Source organism: Citrobacter sp. wls717, assembly GCF_005280955.1.
Classification (GTDB): Bacteria; Pseudomonadota; Gammaproteobacteria; order Enterobacterales; family Enterobacteriaceae; genus Citrobacter; species Citrobacter werkmanii.
On sequence record NZ_SZWW01000007.1, the window covers coordinates 1 to 25,301 of the forward strand.

Here is a 25,301-nt window from a genome sequence, read left to right on the forward strand (position 1 = left end):
AGGCCTGATAAGCGCAGCGCCATCAGGCAGTTCACGGTTTTAAGGTAGGTGATGTATGTGCGAACTGCTCGGGATGAGCGCCAATGTGCCAACCGATATCTGCTTTAGCTTCACCGGGCTGGTTCAGCGCGGCGGAGGGACCGGGCCGCACAAAGACGGCTGGGGTATTACGTTTTATGAGGGTAAGGGTTGCCGTACGTTTAAAGATCCGCAACCCAGCTTTAATTCGCCTATCGCCAAACTGGTACAAGACTATCCCATCAAATCCTGTTCCGTGATTGCCCACATTCGTCAGGCGAATCGTGGGGAAGTGGCGCTGGAAAATACCCATCCATTTACCCGTGAACTATGGGGACGTAACTGGACGTATGCCCATAACGGGCAGCTCAGCGGTTATAAATCGCTGGAGACCGGTAATTTCCGCCCGGTCGGTGAAACTGACAGCGAAAAAGCCTTCTGCTGGCTGCTGCACAAGCTGACAGAGCGTTATCCGCGCACGCCAGGTAATATGACAGCGGTGTTTAAATATATCGCGGTGCTGGCAGGAGAACTGGGGGAGAAGGGCGTCTTCAACATGCTGTTGTCTGACGGTCGTTATGTGATGGCTTTCTGCTCGACCAACCTGTTTTGGATCACCCGTCGAGCGCCATTTGGCGTAGCGACACTGCTGGATCAGGATGTGGAAATTGATTTTAGCTCAGAGACCACACCCAATGATGTGGTCACCGTGATTGCCACTCAGCCGTTAACCGGCAATGAAACCTGGCAAAAGATTATGCCAGGCGAATGGGCATTATTTTGTCTCGGGGAGCGAGTAGTTTGATGCCAGCTGCGGTTGAACGACTTCGTGACTCAACGGCTTGCTGATAACGTAACGGCCATCGACGACGGAAACGGTCGGTGGCTTACGCGTTTGTTCAAAGTAATCGTATCCTGGCTTTAACTGGGCCCAGAAATCTTTGTAATACGAAAACTTATGGCGCTGCATATTGGCATCGGTCATGCGGAACGGGTAAATGCTAACCTGTACGCTGGATTGCCCGAACACCAGAGCGCCGGTGACAAACTGGAAAATCTCATCAATACCGTTGTCGGTCATCGCATAGCAGCCGACGGAAACGCAGGCGCCGTGGATCATCAGGTATTTACCTTCATAACCGTGTGCACGGTCGTAGGCGTTAGGGAAACCGATGTTAATCGCTTTATAGAAGCGGCTATCCGGTTTGAGCTGTCCGCGTTGTACGCTGTAAAAACCTTCCGGGCTTTTGAAATCACCCTGACGCTGTTTCGGCCCTAAGCCGCCGGAATAATTGCAGATCTTATAACTGTCGAGCAATTGATACTGTTCGCCCATCTTGACGTACAGATCAAGCGTTCGCTCTTCTTTGAAGATCTGGATATAGACAGGGGAGCCCATTAACTGCTGCTTATATTCTTTGCTGACAGGCGTGGTCGGGCTGCTGCTGCTCAGCAAACCAGCAAATGAAACGCACGGCAATAAAAGCATCGCAAGAAAAAATGCGATTTTACGCATACTGCTTATTCCTTGATAAAACGATTACACACGCCAGGACGGCAAAAAGAGTCCCCAAATCGGATAAATCTGGATCTGGAGCGCTCACATTAGCACCAAGAGAGTTTTTCGCAAGTCTCTCGTGCGGCGTTTACACTTTAGTTTTTCTTTATACGAAAAATTGCGCTTAAAGGCTGTCAGACACGGGCCTATTTTGCTGACCACCCCTCTGCATTTCGTCTTATTAATAAAGAATGCCTAATGTGTTGAATTTAAAATATTAATTATTTAATAATCGAATATTAAACAGGAATGACGGGCAATAGCGCTAGACTGCGGCGAACGTGTTTGACCAGGTATTCTTCTTTTCATGCTTTTTGTCTCTGCACCCCGTTGCTTCTTGCCGGGCCTGCTGTCTTTGTGTGTTGTGCTGTCATTACCGTCTGTCGCCAAAGTTCAGCCCCACTTATCTGACGCCCAGTTAAGCTATGCGGCGCAATTACGTATGCGTAACCGCGCCCGGCTACTGAAACTGTATCACGCACAGGTAAAAAAACAGGCAAGCTACGTCGTGGAAGGCAACGCAGAAAGTAAACGCGCGCTGCGCCAGCAGAACCGGGCGCTGATTAAGCAGCACCCTGAGTGGTTCCCGGGCCCGCTAAAAGCCAGCGACCATCGCTGGCAAGAACTGGCTGAGAATGACCATTTTCTCAGTAGCGATCATCTGCACAATATCACCGAAGTGGCTATCCACCGACTTGAGCAGCAGTTAGGCAAACCTTACTTGTGGGGCGGTACCAGTCCGGATGAAGGGTTTGACTGTAGCGGGCTGATTTTTTATGCCTACAACAAAATCCTGGCGGCAAAATTGCCCCGTACGGCGAATGAAATGTATCACTACCGACGGGCAACGATTGTCTCTAACCGCGATCTTCGCCGTGGTGATTTAGTGTTCTTTCATATTCACAGCCGGGATATTGCCGATCATATGGGCGTCTATTTGGGGCAGGGGCAATTTATTGAATCACCGCGGACGGGAGAAACCATTCGGGTGAGCAATTTATCCGATGACTTCTGGCAGGATCATTATCTTGGCGCCCGTCGTATTCTTACGGAAAATACGATTCTGTAATCAAAAGGCGGTGCAATTACACCGCCTCGCCAGGCGTTAACTCAACGCCCCCATGATCTTTAATTCAAGCTCATCCGGAACTTCGTTATAAGACAACACCTGTAGGCCCGGGGCAAACAGGCGCGCATAGCGCGCGAGCAGAGGACGTAACTGCGGCGCAACCAGCAGCACGGGTTCTTTCCCCGCCGCTTTCATCTGCTCTTTTATCTGCGGCATATTGGTCTGAAACTGATTCAGCATATTGGGATCGACCGGCACGCTATCCAGCACCACTTTTCCACTTTGCTGAGCCTGGTTCACCACATTCGCCAGCAGATTCTCCAGGTCACTATTCAGCGTATATACCGCCAGCTCATCTTTACGCACAAACGGATGGGTAATGCTGCGACGTAGCGCCAGACGCACATCCGCCGTTAACAGAATATGATCTTTGGTCACAGCGCTACTGGCGACCAGCACGGTGGCTATGGTGACGATATCGCGCAATGACACGCCTTCGATAAGCAGCGCCCGGTACACTTTCAACAGTTGGCTGTAATTCAGCGCTGCGCTCAAATCTTCCGCCAGACGCGGCGCCATAGAAGAGAGACGGTTATGCAACTGCGTAATGTCATCGTAATTAAACAGCTCTGGAATATAGTTGCGAATGATCTTATTCACATGCGTCGCAATAACGCTGGCGCTATCGATAACCTGATACCCCATATTTAACGCTTTAGCTTTTTGCGCCGGAACAATCCAGGTGACCGGCATACCGTAGGCCGGATCGTGGCCTAAAACACCGTCGATCTCGCCATAGGTTTCACTGGAGGGCAGCGCCATCAGCTTATCTGCGGGAATGTCGGCCTCATCGGCCTTGATCCCATTGATAAAAATCGCGTACTGGGTCGGTTTGAGGCGGAAGTTTTCGCGAATGCGAATTTCCGGTAACAACACGCCGTTGCTGTCTGAGATCACCTGCCGCACACCGCGAATACGCTGAGTGAGCGGATTCCCTTTGGATTTATCGACCAACGACACCAGCTTGTATCCCAGACTCAGGCTGATAGGTTCAATTAAAGGGATGGTTTCCCAACTGACCTGCTGCTCGGTGGTTTCTGCGATGGTTTTGGTCAGCGTTTCGAGATTTTTCTCTTCGGTCTCCGCAACCTTGGGGCGCTTGCTCATGCGCCAGGCGGTGAATCCCAGCAGGGCGCTGAAAATCAGGAAGGGGAAATGCGGCATCCCCGGCACCACAGCCAACACAAACATAATGCTGGTGGCGGTATACAGCACCGAGGGGCTGGCCAGTAGTTGGCTACGCACGTCTGTGGCAATATCGCCGCTGTCGCTTACGCGAGTGACGATGATCGCTGCCGCTGTCGACAACAGCAGAGAAGGGATCTGGGCGACCAGACCGTCACCGATGGTCATCAGTACGTATTGCTGGAATGCGGCTTCGGCGCTTAAATCGTATTTAAAGATCCCGATACAGACGCCGCCGATCAGGTTGATAGCCAGGATCATCATCCCGGCGATGGCATCGCCGCGCACAAACTTTGACGCACCATCCATCGCGCCATAGAAATCCGCTTCGCCCGCCACGTCTTTACGTCGCGCTTGCGCCTGCGCCTGATTAATCAGTCCTGCATTCAGATCGGCGTCGATCGCCATCTGCTTACCGGGCATGGCGTCAAGCGTAAAACGAGCAGAAACTTCGGAGATACGCTCCGCGCCTTTGGTCACCACGATAAAGTTAATGATCATCAGAATGATGAACACCACGAAACCAACGACAAAGTTACCGCCGATCACCACCTGACCGAAGGACTCAATCACCTTACCGGCAGCGCCTGCGCCCATGTGACCGTGCAGTAATACCACGCGCGTTGACGCCACGTTCAGCGTCAATCGCATCAGGGTGGTGATCAGCAGAATGGTCGGGAACAAGCTGAATTCGAGCGGGCGTTTTGCAGAAACGGCCACTAACAGCACCATTACCGCCAGCACGATGTTAAAGGTGAACAGAATATCCAGCAGGGCCGGTGGTAACGGCAGGATCACCATGGCCAGGATACACAGTATAACCAGCGGAATGCCGATGTTACCGTTACGCAGCAGCGCCAGGAATTGTTTAGTTGTTTTCGGCATCCAGTTTAAGAACCTCTTTTGGAATGGAAATATGTCTGTTCAGCGAAGGACGTGCTTGTGAACCGTCACGCCAGTGCTTCATTTGCAGTACATAGGTCAGGACGTGTGCAATCGCCCGATACAGTTGAAATGGGATCTGTTGATTCACCTGGGTGGTGTAATAAACGGAGCGTGCCAGCTTAGGAAACTCAACGACTTCAATATTGCTTTCTGCCGCTACCTGCCGGATATACAGCGCGATTTCATCGGTGCCTTTGGCAACCACGAAAGGCGCGGCGGCGCGTGACTGGTCGTATTGTAGCGCCACGGCATAGTGGGTTGGGTTGGTGATTACCACATCGGCTTTTGGCACAACTTTACGAATTTGCCCCATCGCCATTTGCCGTTGCAGGCGACGAATTCTGGCCTTAACCTCGGGTTTACCTTCCTGATTTTTATACTCTTCCTTCACTTCCTGTTTCGTCATTTTCAGCCCTTTGGTGAACATTTTTTTCGCCAGAGGGACATCGATCAACGCAAAGAAAACAAACAGGATGACAAAGTTGCGCATGATGCTGCTGTACAGCGCCAGACCATCGCTGACGGCCTGTTTGAAATGAAGCTCTTGTAAGCCGAGAAATTCGGCAACGTTATTGCGTACGCTGATCCATAGCATCACCAGCAGCACTATCGCTTTGAGCGTCATCTTGCCGGTATCCACCAGATGGTCGGTGGAAAACAGGCGACCAATCCCTTTGATCGGGCTTAATTTGCTAAAGTCCGGCAATATTTTTTTCGGCAGGAATAGCCAGCCTCCCGGAACCAGTGAGGCAAATAGCGCGGCAACCGGCATGGGTAACAGCGTCAGGATGAATTTCCCCAGAATCAGCAGATGGTGTTCAAGGAACTGACCGATGATGTCCGGGTCATTAATGTTCTGCGCGTACTGATGCACGCTGGTAAAGCTTTCGCGCACGAAATCTTCGTACCAGGGAAAGCTGCTGGAGATCACCATAAATGCGGCAAACAGACTGGCGGCAAGCCCCATATCTTTTGAACGCGGTATTTGTCCCTCTTGTCTGGCCTTGCGAAGTTTTTGCGCCGAGGGTTTTTCTGTTTTTTCTTCGCTACTGCTATCCGCCATAGTGTCCCTTCAACGCGTCAAGCTGCTGTAAGACGAAATTCGCCAGGTGCAAATAGTGGTCGGGCAGGTTGTAAAGCAGGGTTGCAAAGCAGAACAGACCCGCCAGCATGTTGATGGGAAAACCTAATGAGTACAGGTTGAGCGGTGGTGCAATACGGTTTAGCAGACCAAAGCAGCCCTGAACAATCAGCATGATAAAGGTCGTCGGCAGCGCCAGCAGCGTGGCGGCGGCGAATACCCAGCCCAGCGCCAGAGAAATCGTGCGCAGAGATTGCGGATGCAACGCATTGCCAATCGGCCAGTAAGTAAAGCCTTTAAATAAAATACTCACCAGCAGCAGATGCCCGTCCATGGCAAAAAACAGTATCACCGCGTAGATGTTGATCATTTCCGCCAGCACCGTCGTTGACGCGCCGCTGCTGGGGTCGTTCATCACCGCCATGCTCATCCCCATATTAAAAGAGAGAATTTGGCCCGCCAGTTGTAGCGCTAAAAATAAAAACTGCAGCATCAGGCCGAAAAGCATTCCCCACAGAAACTGCTCTGCGGTCAAAATAATGCTGTTGATCGACAGCAGGCTGGTGGGTACCGGGTGGGGGATAAGCGGCGTAATGATAAAGGCCAACGCCAGGGACAAAATAATGCGTATACGTATAGTCAGCGCGGCATTATCCAGTACCGGCGCGTAGTGAATAAACGCCATAATGCGCACGAAGGGAAACCACATGCCCAGTATCAGATTACTTAACTGTGTAATATCTGTTTCGCGCATGTCAGTGCACCAGAATGGCGGCCTGAGAGAACAGATGCACGCAGAGATCGCTCAACTGGACGATCATCCATTTTCCGCAAATACCCAATACCGCGAGGGTGACGATCAGCCTGGGTAAAAAACTAAGCGTTTGTTCGTTAATCTGCGTCACAGCCTGAAAAATGCTGACCAACATACCGACCAGCAGGCTGGGAACGACTAACACGCAGACTAAAATGATCACGACTTTTATACCGCTGGCGACGATGTCTGCGGCTACATCAATGGTTAGCATGTCAGCTCTCCGTTAGCCCAGTCCCAGACCGCGAATGCTGGAGGTCAGCGTACCAACGGTCAGCGCCCAGCCATCAATAAGCACAAACAGCATCAGCTTAAAGGGCAGCGAAACGATCAGCGGTGACAGCATCATCATCCCCATCGCCATCAGTACGCTGGCGACGATCAGATCGATCACGAGGAACGGAATGTAAATCATAAAACCTATCTGGAAGGCGGTTTTGAGTTCGCTTAGCACATAGGCGGGAACGATAATAGAAAGATCCTGATCGACTGCATTCCCTTTCGCGTTGGCGATCGTCATTATCTGCGCAATTGCTTTTTTATTGGTTTGCGCCAACATAAAACGTTTCAATGGCGAAGCGGCTGTACTCAGGGCGTCGGGGAGCGTGATTTGATCGTTTTCAAAAGGGACTACGGCATGATCGTAAATGTTGATCCAGATTGGGCGCATCACCAGCATGGTTAACGACAGGGCAATGCCAATCAGTATGCGGTTCGGCGGCGTTTGCTGCAGCCCTAATGCCTGACGCAGCAGGGAAAGAACAATAATAAAACGGGTAAAACAGGTCATCATCAGCACCAGGGTAGGCAGAATACCCACCAGGGTCATCAGGATCAGGACCTGGATTTTTACGCTGTATTCCTGGCTATTTCCGTGTGAAACCACATTCAGCAACGGGATATCTCCCCCTTGCGCGCAGGCAAAGGGAGAAAGGATGAGTAACGAGATACCCAGTAAGAGCGTGAGTGTTGGCGCGCGTTTCATGGTGCCAGGTCGTTAATTTCATGCGTGTTGAATTCAAGGACGCGCAGGCCATATTTTTCGTTGACCACAACCACTTCAGCCTTACCTAGCAGGATATTATTGACCTTAATATCCAGCGGTTCACCGGCGAGTTTATCCATCTCGATGACGGTGTCATCATCAATGTTTAGCAGATCGGCCAGCATCACCTCCACGGAGGAGACTTCCAGCGTTAGCGTGACTGGAATACGTTTGAGTAATGACATCGACTCGGAAAAACGGTCTTCTAAACGCGCTACCAGCTTTTCAGTGACAGACGGCGCGGGTGGCGTAGTTGCTTCGGGGGCTAACTCGAAGCCTTGCTCTAAAATATCTTCTGGCTTACTCATAGGATTTCTCCGTCTTGCTCGTTAATTCGGACAAAAACAGTTTGTCTTTATCCTCTACGATCAGGGCATTAAATAATTCGGATTTCCCGATATAAACAGGGAAAGTATCAGACATCGCAATCGGTAAAATATCGCCGGGTTTAATCGTCGTCAGGTCGGCAACATTCAGAGGAATTTCTGCAATCTTCACGTTCATGGTTAGCGGCAGCGTATGAATGATTTCTTTGATCAGCGTTTTTTTACGCGTTTCAGCGCTGGCTTTATCAATCTGCTTTTTTTTCTCTCCATGCTCGCTACGGCGAATCAAATTCAGAATATAATCGGTATGCGAATCGTCCAGTAAGATGCGGAAACTGCAATTCTCATCATCACCTAATACAAATGTAAGCTGATAAGCCCAGTGGGTTTGTATGGTGCTGCTGTCGGGTTTGAGCGTCAGTGGAATACCAGATATATTTTTATTAAAAATGATATTGCAAATATCCTGCGCCAGTCTGCTTCGCAAGCGGATTTCCGTTTTGGTTGGTAAATCATCCTGCGACTTCTCGTCGGCGAGAGATGATGCCAGACCATAAAAGTTACCTAATAACATTAACAATAATGCGCGGTCGATATCAAAGGCCAGATGCCCAACCTGAGAAACTAATAACTCCGCACTTTTATTGATAATATCCATCTCACACTGTATTTTTTTTAGTGTTATATTTGTGCGGTGTTTTTTCAGGAAATAGTTTCCAAGATGTGATTCAATTGTATCAAAACTTCCCGTAAACATAGTCGGCAGACGATGATATGGACGTCCAAGCCGGTTTCCTTCAAGTTTAAAGATTCCGGGCGTTTGACTATATTTCAGCATGGTACGCTTTCTCAGCTGTAATTTCTGGGGCGGATGAGTTGATATCAAATCCCGCGGTTATCAAAGAAAATACAAATCCATTTAATTTATTACTCATCCTTGACGCTATTCTCATAGTGTTGAAGTCCATTAGATATGAAATGCAGTACCTGGGCTCTTCACTGATCCAGGGCTGGATATTAGATATTTTACCCCTCCCTTCTGCAAGTTATTAATGGTGATGAACTATAATTAAAAAATAATTAATTACATATCCGTGATGTTGCCCGCCTACAGTCTGTTGCTGCGTAGGGTTATCTTGTTGTCTGTTTTTCATGCGGATTTTTTTGTAGTTGATTGTTTTTCAAGGAATAATATTTTTATTATCTTTTAATTTAAGATTGTTAATGATACCGGTGATAGTATTTTTTTAGGAAAAACCCTATTTGAAAATAGTCTCCGATAGGGCTGCCCTGTGAAAGGGCGGTAAAACATGAGCAAGGATGGGATTAAGACATGGCACGGGTGATATCTATTATTCGATGATTGTGCTTTGGAATGATTTGTATATTTCTCGTAACGGATGTTAACTTTACTTCTAAGTGTAAATAATCATGTTTGAACTTATTGCCGAAGCAGTCTCCAGCATTAACGTTTTTTCAATGGCAAGACGTATTGCTGCTTTTAATGTTCCAGTACTTATCCATGGCGAAACCGGTACGGGTAAAGAATGTATCGCCAAATTTATCCACTCGATTGCATTTGCACAGGAGGCGTCGGCGCCTTATATCGGTGTGAATTGCGCTGCTATTCCTGAAAATATGCTGGAAGCCACGCTCTTTGGTTATGATAAAGGGGCGTTTACCGGGGCAGTGGCCACCGTACCGGGAAAGATGGAATTAGCTAATAACGGTACATTGTTGCTGGATGAGATCGGTGATATGCCGTTGGCGCTACAGGCCAAGATACTGCGCGTATTACAGGAACAACAGGTTGAGCGTTTAGGCAGTAACCGTCTCATCAAATTAAATTTTCGTTTAATTGCCTGCACCAATAAAAACCTTGAAGAAGAGGTTGCGGCAGGACGCTTCAGAGAAGATCTCTATTATCGCATGTCAGTGATTCCGTTGACGATGCCGCCCTTGCGCGAGCGTATGGAAGATATTATCCCATTGGCGGAATCCTTTATTAAAAAATACTCCACGGTGCTGGTAAAAAATATCAAGCTTTCTGAATCGTCACGCCGGGCATTACTCAGCTATGCGTGGCCGGGTAACGTACGCCAACTGGAGAACGCGATTCAACGAGGAATGATCCTTAATCGTGATGGCGTTATTTATCCAGATACGTTAGGTCTGCCATCTATTGAGTCCGATTCCTGGAGCGAGCCGCAATGGCAACCTAAACCCAGCGCGCAAATCACCACCAGCGCCAATCTGGGCCAGCATGGTCGTAGCGCGCAGTATCAATATATCGCTGACCTGATGCGCAAATATCAGGGTAATAAAACCAAAATCGCTGATTTATTAGGAATCACCCCACGTGCGCTTCGTTATCGTCTGGCATCAATGCGAAAACAGGGAATAGAGATCTTTTCCTGAATCAGTCTGTGGTACCGAGAACGCTTTTCTAATTTTAAGAGTAGGTCATGAGCATAAATACGATAGCCCCAGCCAGTACGATGCAGACGCAAATGATGCAGGACATGCAGCAGATGAAAGCGGTCGCGCAAGCGCCCGTCCTTTCACCGATGCAGGTTAACGCCCAGCAGGCATCATCTCCGGTTTCGTTCGACCGCGTTATGCAAGGGGCGCTGAATCATGTTGATCGGTTCCAGCAGGTTGCGGAACAAAAACAAACGGCCATTGAGATGGGGAAAAGCGACGACCTGGCGGGGGCGATGATCGCCAGCCAGCAGGCATCGTTATCGTTTTCCGCGCTGGTGCAGGTACGCAATAAAGTCGCTTCCGGATTCAATGACCTGATGAGCATGTCAGTCTAACGCTATGAATGAACTAATAAAAAAAGTTACTCAGTTTTTACCATCCTTCTCTTTCAGGCTGGATGGTAATAAACGTCTGGCGTTACTGGCAGCAGCGGCTGTTGCGGCTATGGAATGGCAACCACGGCTATGTTTCGCTGTACGGTAGCCAGGAGAATATCCCGGTTTCGCAGATCGTCACCGTGCTGGATGGTGAAAAGCTGGAATACCGGATCGATCCGCAAAGCGGACAAATTCTGGTTCCGGAAGAGGACTTGTCCAAAACGCGAATGACGCTGGCGGCGAAAGGCGTTCAGGCCATGCTGCCCAGCGGCTATGAACTGATGGATAAAGATGAAGTGCTGGGCGCCAGTCAGTTTGTGCAAAACGTTCGCTACAAGCGGAGTCTGGAAGGCGAACTGGCGCAGAGCATCATGACGCTGGACGCCGTCGAGAGCGCCCGAGTGCATCTGGCGCTGAATGAAGAGAGTTCCTTTGTCGTCAGCGACGAACCGCAAAACAGCGCCTCGGTGGTGGTGCGTCTGCATTATGGCAGCAAGCTGGATCTGGACCAGGTGAATGCTATCGTGCACCTGGTGTCCGGCAGCGTGCCTGATTTGAAAGCTTCGCAGGTCAGCGTTGTCGACCAGGCGGGGAATTTATTGTCCGACGGTATTGGCGCGGGTGAAGCGGTTTCTGCGGCGACGCGTAAGCGCGACCAGATCCTCAAAGATATTCAGGATAAGACCCGCGCCAGCCTCGCAAATGTTCTCGACTCGCTGGTCGGCACTGGCAACTACCGGGTGAGCGTGATGCCGGATCTCGATCTGAGCAATATCGACGAAACCCAGGAGCATTACGGCGACACGCCAAAAGTTAACCGTGAAGAGACGGTACTCGATAGCGATACCAGCCAAATCGCCATGGGGATCCCCGGCTCGCTGAGTAATCGTCCTCCAGTGGCGGCAAATCAAGTGACGAATGGCGCCAATGGAAGCGCGCCAGAGGAATCTAACCAGCCCGCTGCGTTGTCAAAGCATAGCGAGAACAAACGCGACTACTCCTGGGACCGTAGCGTTGAACATATCCAGCATCCCGGTTTCGACATTAAACGTTTAAATGTGGCTGTGGTACTTAACCAGAGCGCGCCTGCGTTGAAGAACTGGAAACCGGAGCAAACCACGCAATTGACGGCGCTGTTGAATAACGCCGCCGGGATTGATGCCAGGCGTGGCGACAATCTGTCTTTATCGCTGCTTAATTTTGTGCCGCAGTCGATCCCCGTCGAGCCGGTGGTCCCCTTTTGGAAGGATGACGACATTCTGGCCTGGGTGCGTCTGATTGGCTGCGGTCTGTTGGCTCTGCTGTTGCTGCTGTTTGTTGTTCGCCCGGTCATGAAACGGTTGACCGCCGAACGTCGCCGGACGTCGGCGCCAGAGCTGGCGCTGGACGCCGCACCGATCGCGATTCCTGCGGACAAACCCCATTTTGCGGCCGCTGAAGATGAACGTAAAAATATCGAACTGCCTTCTTTCCCTGGTGACGATAGCCTGCCTTCGCAGAGCTCCGGTCTGGAAGTGAAGCTGGAGTTCCTGCAAAAACTGGCGATGAGCGACACCGATCGCGTAGCTGAAGTTCTCAGACAATGGATTACCAGCAATGAGCGAATTGACAATAAATAACGGCAGCAACAATAGCTATCTGGAACAGGCCGCAATTTTATTGCTGTGTCTGGGCGAGGAGGCGGCAGCCACGGTGATGCAAAAACTCAGCCGCGAAGAGGTGGTTCGCCTGAGTGAAAACATGGCGCGTCTGTCTGGGGTAAAAACCAGCATAGCTAAAAAAGTGATCAATAACTTTTTTGATGAATTCCGCGAACAAAGCGGTATCAACGGCGCATCGCGTTCCATGCTGCAAGGGATCCTCAATAAAGCGCTGGGCACAGAAATCGCCAGCAGCGTGATCAACGGTATTTATGGCGATGAGATCCGTTCGCGGATGGCGCGTTTACAGTGGGTGGAGCCGCGCCAGTTGGCGATACTGATCTCAGAAGAGCATTTGCAGCTACAGGCCGTATTTCTTGCCTTCCTGACGCCAGAAATCTCGGCCACGGTACTGTCTTACATGAATGAGTCAGTGCAAAACGAGATCCTCTATCGCGTAGCTAAACTGAACGATGTGAACAGGGACGTGGTGGATGAGCTGGATCGTTTGATCGAGCGTGGGCTGTCGGTGCTTTCTGAACATGGCTCGAAAGTGAAAGGGATCAAGCAGGCTGCGGATATCGTGAACCGCTTCCAGGGAAATCAACAGGTGATTCTCGATCAGCTGCGCGAACGCGATGAAAATGTGCTCGAACAGTTGCAGGATGAAATGTACGACTTCTTTATTCTGAGCCGCCAAACTGACGAAGTGCGTCGTCGTCTGCTGGACGAAGTACCGATGGAAGATTGGGCGGTGGCGCTGAAAGGTACTGAAGCGCTGTTACGCCGTTCGATTTATGCCGTGATGCCTAAGCGTCAGGTACAACAACTGGAGGCGATAACCTCACGTCTTGGTCCGGTTCCGGTGAGCCGTATTGAGCAGATACGCCGTGAAATCATGGGAATTGCCCGCGAACTTGAGGAAGCGGGTGAAATACAGCTACAGCTGTTTGCTGAACAGACGGCGGAGTAACCTATGGCGATTGAAACCATTCGTGGTCGTTACCGGCTGCATCGTTTTCCTCCTCGCCAGCGCCATCTACAGGCTGAACAGCTCACGCCGGGGATTACTCCGGCGGATTATCAGCGCCAACTGATGGACGGCTTCCAGGAAGGGCTGCAAAAAGGTTTTGAGCAGGGGATGACCGAAGGCCAGGAGCAGGGTTTTCAGGAAGGTCATCAGAAGGGGCACGATGAAGGTCGTCGTCAGGGATACACTGAAGGCAGCCTGGCCGGACAGCAGGAAGGGCGCAAGCAGTTTGAACGCGCCGCCCAGCCGCTGGAGGCTATCTCCGGCAAAGTGAATGACTATCTGGCGCACGTCCAGCGTAAACAGCGGGAAGACCTGTTGCAGCTGGTTGAAAAGGTGACCCGCCAGGTGATTCGCTGTGAGCTGGCGCTGCAACCGACGCAGCTATTATCGCTGGTCGAAGAGGCAATTTCGGCCTTTCCGGCGATGCCTGAGTCGCTACAGGTGCTGCTAAGTAACGAAGAATTTAACCGCATCAAAGATGTCGCGCCTGAGAAGGTCACTGCCTGGGGACTGACTCCCTCTCCCGATCTACAGGCGGGCGAGTGTCGGGTGATTACCGATAAATCCGAGCTGGATATTGGCTGCGAGCATCGCCTCGAGCAATGTATGTCGGCTCTTAAAGAGTCGCTGCTGCCGGAGCCGACGGGTGAGTGATCTTTCCAGCTTCGACAACGCGCTGCGTTCTATTGAGTCGATTCCTTTAGCCCGGGTTGCCGGGCGACTGGTTCGCGTGAACGGCATTTTGCTGGAGAGCGTGGGCTGCCCGTTGGTAACCGGCCAATTGTGCCGTGTTGAAAGCGCAAACCATACGCTGATCGACGCGCAGGCGGTGGGATTTAATCGTGATATCACCTACCTGATGCCCTTCAAACACCCCGTCGGACTGATGGCGGGGGCGCGCGTATTCCCCGAAGAAAAAGCCCAGGAGATCCTGATCAGCGAAAGCTGGCTGGGGCGGGTGGTCAATGGCCTGGGCGAACCGCTGGATGCTAAAGGCCGTCTGACCGGCAATGACGTGCTGCCACCTCAGGCGCCGTCTATCAACCCCCTTACGCGTCGGTCGGTGAACCAACCGCTGGATGTTGGTGTGAAAGCAATCAACGGGTTATTAACTATCGGCAAAGGCCAGCGCGTGGGGTTGATGGCTGGCAGCGGCGTGGGAAAAAGTGTGCTGCTGGGGATGATTACCCGCCAGACCAAGGCCGACATCGTGGTGGTGGGGTTAATTGGCGAGCGTGGCCGCGAGGTGAAAGAGTTTATCGATCACTCGCTGGGCGCGGAAGGGTTGGCAAAATCCATTATCGTGGCGGCTCCGGCGGATGAGTCGCCGTTGATGCGTTTGAAAGCCACCGAGCTGTGCCACTCTATCGCCGCCTGGTTTCGCGATCGTGGGCATCACGTTTTATTGCTGGTGGATTCGTTAACCCGTTATGCCATGGCGCAGCGCGAGATCGCGTTGTCATTGGGAGAACCTCCGGCGACGAAAGGCTATCCGCCCTCGGCGTTCGGTATGATCCCTAAGCTTGTGGAAAGCGCCGGCAACAGTGAAAGTGAAGGATCAATGACCGCCATTTACACGGTGCTGGCGGAAGGGGACGACCAACAGGATCCAATCGTTGACTGCGCGCGCGCGGTGTTGGATGGGCATATCGTACTGACCCGTAAGCTGGCGGAAGCCGGGCATTATCCAGCCATTGATATTGGGCAGTCGATCAGTCGATGCATGACCCAGGTTACGCCCTACGAGCATCAGCAATCGGCCCGTCTGCTGAAACAAAACTATGCCGCCTATATGGAAATTAAGCCGCTGATCCCGTTGGGGGGCTATGTTGCCGGAGCCGATCCCAGCGTTGATAAAGCCGTCAAAGTGTTCCCCGCCATTGAGCGTTTCCTGCGTCAGGAGGTAAGTGAACCCGCGTCACTTGAACTGGTGCAAAGTCGTTTACAGGCCCTTTTCCCCCAGGCAAAGAAAACGGAAGGTAAATAATCATGCGGCAAATTATTGATACCCTGGCGCAGTTGCAGCGCCTGCGGGATAAATCAGTCAAAGACATGACGGTCCAGTTGGCTAAACAGCAGCAGGTCTGTACCGGCTTTGACAATAACATCAAAGCGCTGGGTTACCTTATTCAAAAAACCAGCACCGGCGTTGAGGCGCCTTCGGTTGAATCACTCAAAAACGTGACCGGATACAAAGGCACGCTACGCACGGTGATTGCCTGGCAGGAACAGGAAAAAACGCTGGCTAAAATCAAAGAGCAGCGTATTCAAAAAAATCTGGTCGCCGCGGCTTGTGAAGAGAAAATTGTCGCCATGACGTTGGCAGATAAGCGTTACGCGCTGAGCAATGAGGCGCAGGTAAAAGAGCAAAAAGCCGTAGATGAAATCGCCGCGCAATGTTGGCTAAGACAGAAGACGCTGGGACTGGTATGAAAACGATCATTACTTTCGGCACATTTGATGTTTTTCATATTGGGCATCTGCGTATTCTTGAACGCGCCGGGCAGTTGGGTGAGCGGCTGATTGTCGGCGTCTCCTCAGATGCGCTAAATATGCATAAAAAAGGCCGGATGCCGGTTTATAGCCAAAGCGATCGCATGGGGATTGTTGCCGGGTTGAAATGCGTGGACAGCGTGTTTCTCGAAGAGTCGCTGGAGAAAAAAGCAGATTATATTCGCCAGTTTAACGCTGATACGCTGGTGATGGGCGATGACTGGGCCGGACGCTTTGATAGTTTGTCGTACCTGTGCGAAGTGGTCTATTTTCCCAGAACACCATCGATATCCACCACCTCGATTATTGAGGTGGTGAAGGGATACAAATAAAAAATTCGTGGACTGGGTTATTCTTCCGGTTTCATCTTGTTTTTATTTTTTATCCACACATCCAGCTGTAATTTCATATCATCAATATGTTGCACAATCAACGGTACCATGTCGGCTGAGAAAAAATGCTGCATATGCGGATGAATGCCGCCAGTACGTTGCCGATGTGCTTTATCAAGATCAAGGTAAGCTTCTCCTGATTTCTTATATTTAATTAAGGGTAATATATCAAAATGATTTGCCGGGTCAGCCTTCCATAAAAACATCTTTAGCTGATTATCGACCTTCATTAAGTGAAAGTGTTCGGAAGTGATGGCATACCCTTTCTTGAGTGGACTTCCGCCATGCTGACTTTTCTGTTGTGCAAATAGATTACGACTGTAACAAAAACGGCGTTGTGGCGTTAATGCGAAAGCTTGTTTTTCAATACCTTCAGCAGGCGTTATATCAAGTAAGGTCAGTACTGTATTGTAGATATCGACCATACTGACCATATGGTTTAAATCAACGGCTTTCATGCCTGGACAGAAAATAAATGCTGGGGTATGAACTAATGGCGTGTAGGGTTCAATACCATGCGTATAACCGCCATTAAATCCGTGCCCCCAAAAGTCATCGCCATGATCGCCAAAGGCGATAATCATTGTATTATCAAGCTTTTTGTTTTCCATCAACATTTTAATGGTTTGACCGACCATTAAATCCATACTTTGGTAGCCACGCTGCCAGCGTTCGAGGCTGTTACTGCCCCCTCTTTTGATATCATCGTAATAACACAGATGACTACTGAGGTTCCACAGATAGAGCGCGAAGGGCTCCGGGCGGGAAATGACCTGCTGCATTTCAGCCTGCATTATTTTCGCGCTGTCATACCAATTAAAAGTATCCGTCTCACTCCAGATGGTATCCACATTTGCCCAGTTTTTGGGATACCCCATACCAGCAGCGGTGTATCCGTGCTGCTTTAAAACGTCGAAAAGCGCGGGGCCGTGACGATGGATGGAGATGTTTTCTTCGAGATGGATGTTATGTTCTAACGTATTGTCATCACCATGCAAGAGATCGCTAAATGCCATCAGTGAGGAGGTGGCAGTAGAAATGAAATTATTAAGTCGTAGCGACTGGTTATAAATTTTATTCGTAAAAGGAAACCACTGGCGATTGTTAAAGATCGTGTGATTGAGACTTTCGAGATGCAAAAATATAATATTTTTCTTCATGTTATTCACATATTAATAGTTCGAGCATGCTGATGTCGAAGACAGGAAGTCCGGTGACCGAATTAACTTCCTGTCGTTCAGAGAAACTGTCGTCGATAAATATGGCGTCGGCCTCGTCAATATAATCACTTTTCTTATCGTTTTTACCTAAGTGGGTAATGGTGTCAAAGAAATTGTTAATCCGCCGTTTCGCCAGTTCAGCATAAATGTCACCGGCATGACGCGTAATGAGATGAATTTTTATCCCGCGATTAAGACATTGGCAGAGAAAAGTGAAGACAGGCACGCAGAGTTTATCTTTGATGACGACGGTATCATCGTAGTCGATGTAGACATGTCGAAACGTGAAATTATGCGTATAGTGATTCGTTAAGCTACGTGTAATTTGCAGGTTTTTACTGAGCGGGTGCAATTTGACGTTTACCCGCATACTTTCGTACAACGTCAGCATGGCGAAATTAACGCCATTAGCACGATTAAGCGCCATTGTGCCTGCAATACGCGGCGCGACTTCCAGTAATGTCAAAGTACCTGAGGCAGAACGCTTCAACTGAAAAAACCATGCGCCGTAGAGCTGCAATTGCTGCGAAATAGCGCGAGCGTAAGCGTCCACTTCCGGCAGACTCACTAAGGTTGAGGTCATTGCAATACCGGCACGTATACGTGAGCGTATGCGAGGTTGGCAAAACAGTAATCCCTGAGCGCGATCGGAAAAACAATCAACCGTAAACTCTTCCCCACTTAAATATTCGCAAACAATCAGATCATCTCTTTCTGCCTGTAATGATGCCAGCATGGCTGGGGTATCAACACGCGCTGCTCCCTGCGCGCCCTGACCGCGATCTGGTTTAACAAAAACGGGCCATTGCTTTATCTCAGTAACGTCGTTAAAGATCTGCGGGGTGGGAATTGAATGTGTGAGAGCCTGATATGTTTTACTTTTAAAACGCGTAATCTGGCAGGTTTCTTGCGATGGGCAGAGTACCGTGGCAGAAAGCGCGCCCCGGTTTTCAGATAAGGCAAGAAGGGCTTCATCATGTGCCGGGAAAATGTAATCAATTTTTTCTTGCAGCACTAATGCCTGCAATGTGGGTAACCAATTGCAATGCGTAACGTCAGGTACGATATGGTACTCGCTGGTGTAATGTCGGGCATGGCTATCGTAATCCGCCCCGGCTAAAACCAGATTTACGTTTTTTTCGTATCGAAGAGACAGGTAAATTTCTCTGCCAATTTCGGTCCCTGCAGGGAAGATAAGTACATTGATCATGCTGTTATGAGCTCAATAATAGTGCTGAGTTCTTCGGGGGTCATATCAGGATAAATCGGCAGACACAGCACCTGTTCGGCGATTTGGTTCGCCACGGGCAGCGTCTCTTTATTGGCACCAGACATGTTTTTGTACATGTTAAGATTCGACAGCAACGGGTAGAAATAACGCCGCGTTAAAATGTTATGTTTTTTGAGATGATCGTATAACGCATCTCGCGACATTTTATAGTCGGGGCGCACCAGGATTGGGAAATAACTGTAGTTACTCTTAAGATTGGCATTGCTGTCAGGAATAACGATCCCTTGCGTGTTGGCGAGTTGCTCTCGATAACAGCGATCGATTTTTTGGCGCCTGGCTATCGCCTCATCAATATAATTTAATTGCAAGAGACCAAAAGCCGACTGGATTTCATTCATTTTGCCATTGATGCCTGGCGCGACAACGGTTAACTCGTCAGCAATACCAAAGTTTTTCAGGTAATCGATCCGTTGTTTTGTTTTTTTATCGTAACTGACGATGGCGCCACCCTCAAAAGTATTGAACACTTTTGTTGCATGGAAGCTGAGGACCGAAAGATCGCCATGACGTAGAATGCTTCCGCCGCAATCTTCTACAGCAAAAGCATGTGCCGCATCATAAATGACGGGAATACCATAATTATTGGAAATTTTTTCTATTTCAGTAGTGTTACAGCTTTGGCCGTAGACATGCACCGGCATAATTAACCCTGTTTTCGGGGTAATGGCCGACTCAATCAGGTGCGGGTTGATATTAAAGCTGTGTGGTTCAATATCAACAAATACTGGCGTTAATTGGTTCCAGAGAATGCTATGAGTCGTGGCAACAAAAGAATAAGGGGTGGTAATGACCTCGCCTTTAATTCTCAGCGTTTGCATTGCGGCAATTAACGCGATAGTCGCATTACAAAACAGTGAGATATAAGGAACGTTCAAGTAAGACGCTAACCTTTCCTCTAACAGTTGATGCATGACGCCATTATTGGTTAACTGCTTACTTGACCAAATCTCTTGCAGATACGGCATAAACTCCTCGAGTGGAGGTAAGAAAGGTTTGGTGACCGTAATAAGGTTATGATCTGCTTGTTTCATTGCTGAGGGTCCTGAGGGAATTTTTCACTAATCTGTTGATAGTGTTCTGGCAGTCTGGTTTTCAGACTGGTAAGGAGCGTGCTTCTGATCTTCTTATCAGTAATACTTTTTAACGCGGCAAAATATAATTGAGGTAATATTTCCAGGCGACTATCACAATAGATGATGGCCTGAACAATATGATATTGTGCTTTGCTGACGTCTTTATGGTGAATGGCCACGATAAAACCCTGGAAATGTAGCAAGGGGTCGGTTGGCTGTTTAAGCAACAGTTCGTCAATATCTTCTTTGATCAGCGTATGGTCGGGATGAGCATACTGCTTCCAGCGGCTGTTCATCGCGTCTACCCAGGCCTCTTCATGTTTCCACTGATTAAGGATCATCATCCGGTTTTGGTACATTAATTTGCTGTTATCTTTTCTGTACCAGGTGTTGTTGTCATGGCGACGGTAGTAAGCCACTAAACGTCGGGATGAAATAAAATGCCCCTGGCGGGAAAGTTTCAGAAACATATCCCAGTCTTCCTGTACCAGTTCAGGATCGGAGCGCTCTATCTTCAGATACGCCTCGCGGCGGATTAACGATCCGATATAAAGACTGAGATTGCCTGATACCAGAAGGTGATGAAAAACATCGCCATCAAGGAATATATCGCTGTAGGGAAAACGCGAGCCATCAGGCATGATGACCTCAATGGCGCTATAGCACATGACGCAATGTGGATTTTTCTCGAGAATATTAACCTGATGGGAGATTTTGGTGCGGACGATAAGATCATCAGAGTCGACGACAGCAATATATTTACCCGAGGCCATATTCATTGCCTCGATGATCGGTTTATCACCAATTTTATTTTTCTGCGAATAATAGTTAGTTTCGCGTAGGATCGTTTTGCAATTATATTTCCGTTGATATTTTTTAATGATATCAACAGACCGATCGGTAGACGCATCATCGACGATGATCACTTCGATATTTTTCCACGTCTGGTTAAAGACGCTATCCAGCGCCTCTTCAAGGAAAGCATCGTGATTATAACTGGTGACGATAATACTCACTAAAGGCGTTGGCATAGATTCATCTCTGGCGACAATTACTGTGTTATCAACTAAATAACTTCTGTTGCAGGCTTATCAGCAACGTATTGCTGTGTTGTTGGGGCGACGCCTCGATGAGGCTTACGATTTCCTGAGCTGCCCGTTTCCCCGCCTGTCCATCCATAAATGCATCACAATAGTGGCGGCGAATCTCAGCTAACGGCGTTTCCAGCGCAGCCCAATCAAACGCGTCGGAGAGCGCGTTGCGTAACGCCTGTATGTCCTGAGCCACCGGGAGAATGTCACGGATACGTTGATCGGCACTGTCAGGGGTAGAGAAACTTTGTTGTCCATCCAATAGCGAAGCCATACCTGGCCAGCTCAGTAAAATGACGCGTTTATTCATATGAATAGCGTCAAAAATAAAGCCGCTGCTGTCCGTCAGGATGTAATCTGCTTGTGCAATAAGCGCCAGCAGATGCTGTGGGTCGTCGAGTCTGTTCTTTAAATAGCGCTGCGCCAGCGCCAGAGAGGCGGTTTCCTCCGGTCTGTGAAGGGTGCCATGATGCAATTTTGTGACGATATTATATTCATGACTTAAGCGACCGAGCTGTTCCGCCCAATGGGGCAGCGAGCTTAGCGCGCCATAGGTAGGGGCATACAGAATGGTCTGTTTTTTCGCATTGAGCTTCAGACTGTTTGGCAACGTGTTATCAAAAGTGTGGTTGTGCCACTCATCGAAGCGGGGATTGCCGACCACTTTTGCACTACCGCCAATATCAAGCGCGTGCTGGCTATAGTGGCTGTAGCACAGGATGCGATGATAAAAAGCGTTCCACCAGGCATGGTTCCACTCTTCTTTCGCCAGGCCATACATGGCACGCACATGGGTATCCGCCAGCCCGTTTAGCAACGGTGTGTAGTAGGGGCTTACCAGGCATTTGAAACGCTGGCGTTGCTCAATGACCGTAGAAAGGCGTGTTCCGCCCAGCGCGGAGTCGTTAATGGTTTTAATCGTCGCTGTCATTTCATCCAGAAACGACTTGTGTATTTTGTCACTCACCAACAACGAGCAAGAATGGCCCATCGCCTGAAGCGCGCTAATAATGGGGCGGTACACCGTGTAATGCAGCGATGTTTCCATATAGAAGCCAATGGCATCGATATGAGTGGAAGTCGACGGTTGCGAGTTGCTTACCAGCGCGTTGACGGTCTCGGGTTTTTTATTAATTTTATTGAAGTAGTAGCCGATGTTATCGGTTTCTTTCTTTTCGATATCGCTATATCCCGCACGCTGATAACAAATGCTCGGATAACACGAGAGCCATTTTCCTTCACGTAGCAGCGGTTGCCATTGCCCTTCGAGGGTGTCGGAGAGGTCATGCTCCATTTGCTGAGCCAGCGTCGGGTAATAACGGCTGTTTACCAGATAGGCGCAAACTTTATTGCAGTCGCGGGCATGGATCATGCCCTGCAGGCTTTTCAGTTCGCTGCCTTGCTTAATTTCTCCGCCGAGGATGACCACTTCCCACGGAAAATTAGGTAACGCGCTCAGGAGCGAATTGAGTACCCGAATATGCTTTTCCTGCTTGAGGATCACGCTGTCATCTTCAAGTAACAGGTAGTTTTTCCAGCCCTGACGCTGCGCCAGTTGCAGCGCCTGCATATGGGACTGACGGCGACCAATCTGGCCATTGGTTGCTACTGATGCGGCCAGTCGGGTAACTTTTTCCGCGGGAAAATTAAGAAACGACAGCTCTTGCTGGATGTGCGCTAAACGATCCGGGCGCGAATCCAGATTCACGATCACCACCTGATCAATGTAATCCCAGCGGATCGGTTGATGATGCGTGGCGTTATGCAGGCTTTGATACCAGTTTTTTAGCATTGGGTCGGTAACCGCCTGTGCCAGCGTGGTTTCCTGCGGCTCGCTGCTTCCCAATACAAAGTCTTTATCGAACGTATTTTGGCTATGCGAGATACAAATGATGGTGCGCTCGCCCGGCAATTGAAGTGGATTCACGGTGAATTGATTGGTGAATCCTTCTTCTTCGCCTAAGTTACATTCATCATCGTAACGGTGCTTTTTCAAATAATTGCGATGGTAGCAAAAGGTGCCGTTGAGAATGTTTTGCGGGCCAAAGCTGCGGCTTTTAAACAAGCGGTTGATATGGCTATACCAGATGGGGATTTGATCGGAACCCGAAATCAACGCCCGATGACGTTGCATCATGTCGATGGTATAAGAGATCTTATCCGCCGGATAATAGTCATCGTCATCCATACACAGAATATATTCACCTAACGCCAGCGCATTGAGCATATTCCGCTTTCTGCCCAGCGTCAGTTTTTCCGGATGATAGATATAACGAATATTAAATTTCTCCGGGTGATTCTGCGTCAGCCTGTCAATGACCGACTGATGGCTTTGCGGGGAATCATCGAGGATCACCAGCTCCCGGCGGTCGGCAGGGTAATCCTGGTAGCGGAACATATACAGTAAATAGGGTAAGAAAGCGGCGCGGTTCCACGTTGGGGTAATGACGCTGACAAACGGTTTTTCACGGCCAGTTTCCAGCGTTTTGACAATGCCGGTCAGGGCGGAACGAGCTTTAGAGGTTTCAGGCATGGTGATGTGTATTCGCGGTTCGAAAAAGGACCGGGCATTCACCCGGTCAACAGGTGCTAACGTGTAATCAGGGAAAACGCCGAGAGCAGAGGGTCTCCCGGCAATATGTTCACAATATGCTGGCGCAGCGAGATGGCATGCTCGCTATTGCGCCACGCTTCAAACAGCGCGAAAAGGGCATAAATTTCGTCGTGGCTTAATGCGGAACCGTCCAGTGTCCACAGGCAAAACAGTGTACGAATCATAAAGACGTCAGCGACCAGCCAGAAGAAACGCTGGAGCGCGCTTTCATCGTCATGCTGCGGGAAGGTATCGTGATAAAGGCGATAAATCAGATAGTTACTGAAAATCCAGGCATCCTGCGCGAAATAGCGCTCCCAGGTCATTAACCACTGATCATGCAATTGCTGTTGGAGCAAGGCTTCACTGTTAGCATCTTGCAGCATCAGCAGGCTTACCTGCAGGGGCAAGGTCAGCTTACGCGCGCTTTCCGGCAACAGTTCCCAATTGAAATCGCAGTTGCCCATTTGGGTGATCATTTCCCGCTGCAACTGGGGCAGACTGGGCAGTTGTGCGAATTGCTCCTGCAGTTTTCCACTTTGCGCATGGTCAGCCAGCACCTGCGGTAGCGAAGCCAGCTTTTCCAGCGTCTCGTCGCTACTGTCTGGGCATTTCTCACAAAAAGAGAGCATGATGCCCAGCGCATAGAGGCGCAGCTCCGGTGACAAGCCTGGCAGGGTAATGGTATTCAGAGCAGATTGATTCAATACCTGAGCGCGTGGGGATAACGTCGGGCTGTCAGGGGCGGCCGCACATTTTGAATGATGCAAGACAAAGGCATTGGGATCGCCTAATGCAGCCTGGCAGCTGGCCGGATCGGTTAAGACCAGACTCTGACGAACTTCCGTTTTCCAGCGCACGTTGACCAGTAAAGCGGAATCCGGATGGTGGGATAAAAACAACCGGACAAAGTCAGGCTCGTAACAATCAATCATACTCATAATGTGTTCTCAGTAATCCCAATGTTCAAAATCTGGCTATAACAGTGCAATATCCATGCCTGAATTTTAATTGTATTTATATCAATTGGTTAGATGAGGCGCGGAAAGCCGGTTTCCGCGTCAGGGAAGGAAGTTTTAGCGCTGGTAAATAAAATCGGGCTCAGTACCTAAAAAAGCCTGAATAAATTCATACTGACGGATCAGCAGATCGCCGTTTTTTTCGTTGTACATCTTGCAGCGTTTCGCTTTTTGCTCAAGGCTTTGCCACCAGCCCTCTGCGGCAGTTTTCTGCACGCCCGGCAGCCAGCTAAAGACCTGTTCTATCCCTGCACGATTGACGCTTACGCCCAGCAGTTGCAGGAGCGACCGGCGCTGTTGGCTGCTGTTTTGCAACTGCTCATAATGCTGTTGAATAAGTTCATTGACGGCCAGTAGTTCGTCGCTGTCGCGACGGATCATACACAGACGTTGTTGTTCCAACTGGTGTCTGAGCGCGTCATACCGCGTCCCGTCCTCGCGGATGCCCTGAAGCAGAGTTTTCACCTGCTGTAGCCTGGTACTCACTGTTGTAG

Annotated in this window: 24 protein-coding genes and 1 pseudogene; 10 read left to right on the top strand and 15 right to left on the bottom strand. The window is 49.6% G+C overall.

The window, feature by feature from the left end:
• The first annotated feature begins 55 nt into the window (after positions 1 to 55).
• A complete protein-coding gene (locus FDX09_RS04740; RefSeq protein ID WP_137346862.1) occupies positions 56 to 823 on the top strand; it encodes a class II glutamine amidotransferase in 768 nt (255 codons plus the stop codon).
• Here FDX09_RS04740 and dpaA read toward each other — a convergent pair.
• Positions 794 to 1,534, bottom strand: coding sequence for a peptidoglycan meso-diaminopimelic acid protein amidase (gene dpaA / locus FDX09_RS04745; RefSeq protein WP_038637546.1), 741 nt, complete (start codon positions 1,532 to 1,534; stop codon positions 794 to 796). The two genes, FDX09_RS04740 and dpaA, sit on opposite strands and share 30 nt — an antisense overlap.
• A gap of 349 nt (positions 1,535 to 1,883) precedes the next feature.
• Here dpaA and FDX09_RS04750 point away from each other — a divergent pair, with 349 nt between their 5' ends.
• Positions 1,884 to 2,645 (top strand): C40 family peptidase, encoded by a 762-nt coding sequence (locus FDX09_RS04750; protein ID WP_121528619.1) that lies wholly within the window; start codon positions 1,884 to 1,886, stop codon positions 2,643 to 2,645.
• A 36-nt stretch (positions 2,646 to 2,681) separates the two neighbouring features.
• On the opposite strand, the gene flhA is transcribed toward FDX09_RS04750, so the two are convergent.
• From flhA to FDX09_RS04785, 7 genes are read right to left on the bottom strand one after another with little or no spacing between them, the layout of a single operon-like run.
• Positions 2,682 to 4,775 (bottom strand): flagellar biosynthesis protein FlhA, encoded by a 2,094-nt coding sequence (flhA, locus tag FDX09_RS04755; protein WP_038637552.1) that lies wholly within the window; start codon positions 4,773 to 4,775, stop codon positions 2,682 to 2,684.
• Entirely contained in the window at positions 4,759 to 5,898 is a 1,140-nt protein-coding gene (flhB, locus tag FDX09_RS04760) for a flagellar biosynthesis protein FlhB (protein WP_137346863.1), read from the bottom strand. Before flhB ends, flhA begins: the two co-directional genes overlap by 17 nt.
• Positions 5,888 to 6,670, bottom strand: coding sequence for a flagellar biosynthetic protein FliR (locus FDX09_RS04765; RefSeq protein WP_038637559.1), 783 nt, complete (start codon positions 6,668 to 6,670; stop codon positions 5,888 to 5,890). The genes flhB and FDX09_RS04765 overlap by 11 nt, the downstream gene beginning before the upstream one ends.
• 1 nt (position 6,671) lies before the next feature.
• On the bottom strand, positions 6,672 to 6,944 hold the full coding sequence (locus FDX09_RS04770; RefSeq protein WP_038637561.1) for a flagellar biosynthetic protein FliQ: 273 nt from the start codon (positions 6,942 to 6,944) through the stop codon (positions 6,672 to 6,674).
• Positions 6,945 to 6,956: 12 nt separating this feature from the next.
• Positions 6,957 to 7,715: a flagellar type III secretion system pore protein FliP gene (gene fliP, locus FDX09_RS04775; RefSeq protein WP_038637565.1), complete on the bottom strand. Its 759-nt coding sequence runs from the start codon at positions 7,713 to 7,715 to the stop codon at positions 6,957 to 6,959.
• Positions 7,712 to 8,083 carry a FliM/FliN family flagellar motor switch protein gene (locus FDX09_RS04780; protein ID WP_003838856.1) on the bottom strand — a complete coding sequence of 124 codons (372 nt, stop codon included), beginning with the start codon at positions 8,081 to 8,083 and terminating at the stop codon, positions 7,712 to 7,714. Before FDX09_RS04780 ends, fliP begins: the two co-directional genes overlap by 4 nt.
• Complete coding sequence (locus tag FDX09_RS04785) at positions 8,076 to 8,939, bottom strand: FliM/FliN family flagellar motor switch protein (protein ID WP_137346864.1); 864 nt, start codon at positions 8,937 to 8,939, stop codon at positions 8,076 to 8,078. The genes FDX09_RS04780 and FDX09_RS04785 overlap by 8 nt, the downstream gene beginning before the upstream one ends.
• Before the next feature lie 593 nt (positions 8,940 to 9,532).
• Between FDX09_RS04785 and FDX09_RS04790 the strand changes: the two genes are divergently transcribed.
• From FDX09_RS04790 to FDX09_RS04825, 8 genes and pseudogenes are all read left to right on the top strand, one after another.
• The gene (locus FDX09_RS04790; RefSeq protein ID WP_137346865.1) at positions 9,533 to 10,519 is read left to right on the top strand and encodes a sigma-54 dependent transcriptional regulator; all 987 of its coding nucleotides are present in this window, start codon (positions 9,533 to 9,535) and stop codon (positions 10,517 to 10,519) included.
• Between the two features lie 47 nt (positions 10,520 to 10,566).
• The gene (locus tag FDX09_RS04795; protein WP_038637576.1) at positions 10,567 to 10,920 is read left to right on the top strand and encodes a flagellar hook-basal body complex protein FliE; all 354 of its coding nucleotides are present in this window, start codon (positions 10,567 to 10,569) and stop codon (positions 10,918 to 10,920) included.
• A gap of 4 nt (positions 10,921 to 10,924) precedes the next feature.
• Positions 10,925 to 12,581, top strand: a pseudogene (fliF, locus tag FDX09_RS04800) (flagellar basal-body MS-ring/collar protein FliF).
• Positions 12,559 to 13,575: a flagellar motor switch protein FliG gene (locus FDX09_RS04805; RefSeq protein ID WP_038637583.1), complete on the top strand. Its 1,017-nt coding sequence runs from the start codon at positions 12,559 to 12,561 to the stop codon at positions 13,573 to 13,575. Before fliF ends, FDX09_RS04805 begins: the two are co-directional and overlap by 23 nt.
• Positions 13,576 to 13,578: 3 nt before the next feature.
• Positions 13,579 to 14,289: a flagellar assembly protein FliH gene (fliH, locus tag FDX09_RS04810; protein ID WP_038637585.1), complete on the top strand. Its 711-nt coding sequence runs from the start codon at positions 13,579 to 13,581 to the stop codon at positions 14,287 to 14,289.
• Complete coding sequence (fliI, locus tag FDX09_RS04815; protein ID WP_038637588.1) at positions 14,282 to 15,622, top strand: flagellar protein export ATPase FliI; 1,341 nt, start codon at positions 14,282 to 14,284, stop codon at positions 15,620 to 15,622. Before fliH ends, fliI begins: the two co-directional genes overlap by 8 nt.
• 2 nt (positions 15,623 to 15,624) lie before the next feature.
• Complete coding sequence (gene fliJ / locus FDX09_RS04820; protein ID WP_087856494.1) at positions 15,625 to 16,068, top strand: flagellar export protein FliJ; 444 nt, start codon at positions 15,625 to 15,627, stop codon at positions 16,066 to 16,068.
• Entirely contained in the window at positions 16,065 to 16,460 is a 396-nt protein-coding gene (locus tag FDX09_RS04825) for an adenylyltransferase/cytidyltransferase family protein (protein ID WP_038637597.1), read from the top strand. The genes fliJ and FDX09_RS04825 overlap by 4 nt, the downstream gene beginning before the upstream one ends.
• 17 nt (positions 16,461 to 16,477) lie before the next feature.
• Here FDX09_RS04825 and FDX09_RS04830 read toward each other — a convergent pair whose 3' ends face one another.
• From FDX09_RS04830 to FDX09_RS04860, 7 genes are all read right to left on the bottom strand, one after another.
• Positions 16,478 to 17,680 carry a sulfatase-like hydrolase/transferase gene (locus tag FDX09_RS04830; RefSeq protein WP_137346866.1) on the bottom strand — a complete coding sequence of 401 codons (1,203 nt, stop codon included), beginning with the start codon at positions 17,678 to 17,680 and terminating at the stop codon, positions 16,478 to 16,480.
• A 1-nt stretch (position 17,681) separates the two neighbouring features.
• Positions 17,682 to 18,950 carry an ATP-grasp domain-containing protein gene (locus tag FDX09_RS04835; protein WP_137346867.1) on the bottom strand — a complete coding sequence of 423 codons (1,269 nt, stop codon included), beginning with the start codon at positions 18,948 to 18,950 and terminating at the stop codon, positions 17,682 to 17,684.
• Positions 18,947 to 20,062, bottom strand: a complete 1,116-nt coding sequence (locus tag FDX09_RS04840) for a DegT/DnrJ/EryC1/StrS family aminotransferase (protein WP_038637606.1) — start codon at positions 20,060 to 20,062, stop codon at positions 18,947 to 18,949. Before FDX09_RS04840 ends, FDX09_RS04835 begins: the two co-directional genes overlap by 4 nt.
• Entirely contained in the window at positions 20,059 to 21,135 is a 1,077-nt protein-coding gene (locus FDX09_RS04845; RefSeq protein WP_087856490.1) for a glycosyltransferase, read from the bottom strand. Before FDX09_RS04845 ends, FDX09_RS04840 begins: the two co-directional genes overlap by 4 nt.
• 31 nt (positions 21,136 to 21,166) lie before the next feature.
• Positions 21,167 to 23,728, bottom strand: coding sequence for a glycosyltransferase (locus FDX09_RS04850; protein WP_137346868.1), 2,562 nt, complete (start codon positions 23,726 to 23,728; stop codon positions 21,167 to 21,169).
• 56 nt (positions 23,729 to 23,784) lie between these two features.
• Positions 23,785 to 24,729: a lysine-N-methylase gene (locus FDX09_RS04855; RefSeq protein ID WP_137346869.1), complete on the bottom strand. Its 945-nt coding sequence runs from the start codon at positions 24,727 to 24,729 to the stop codon at positions 23,785 to 23,787.
• Positions 24,730 to 24,864: 135 nt separating this feature from the next.
• Positions 24,865 to 25,293, bottom strand: a complete 429-nt coding sequence (locus tag FDX09_RS04860) for a flagellar protein FlgN (protein WP_038637617.1) — start codon at positions 25,291 to 25,293, stop codon at positions 24,865 to 24,867.
• Positions 25,294 to 25,301 lie beyond the last annotated feature (8 nt).